The sequence below is a fragment of the Acinetobacter sp. GQ146 genome, from assembly GCF_059758585.1.
Window position 1 is genome coordinate 1 of sequence record NZ_JCAXDV010000029.1, and the last position, 394, is coordinate 394.

The 394-nt window shown below is 48.5% G+C and carries 1 pseudogene; it reads left to right on the forward strand.

Annotation, left to right across the window (positions count from 1 at the left end):
- Nucleotides 1–394: pseudogene (locus AC6CHI_RS16135) on the forward strand (type VI secretion system Vgr family protein); the annotation flags it as partial.

The window sequence follows — 394 nt, forward strand, 5'->3', positions numbered from 1 at the left end:
CGCACAAGCCAAGCACTTTAGTGCCTATTCTACGGTACGCGATGCTCAGGTCGGTTACTGGTTTATCTTGGAAGATCACCCTGAAATTAATCAACACAGCGGTGCGGACCAAGAGTTTCTGATTACGGAAAAAACCTTTTATAGTCAAAACAACCTACCTAAAGACCTCAATCAACAGCTGCTACGACTACTGCAACAGAGCAACTGGCAGCAACCCGTCTGGAATGGCACCATAGACCCAGAACAACGCCAAGCCAATCAACTGCAGTTACAACGTCGGCAGATTAAAACCGTTCCAGCCTATCATCCTGAGCAGCACCGTCCATCTGCATACCCACAACGGGCAAAAGTGGTCGGACCAAGTGGTGAAGAAATTCATGTCGATGAATGGGGG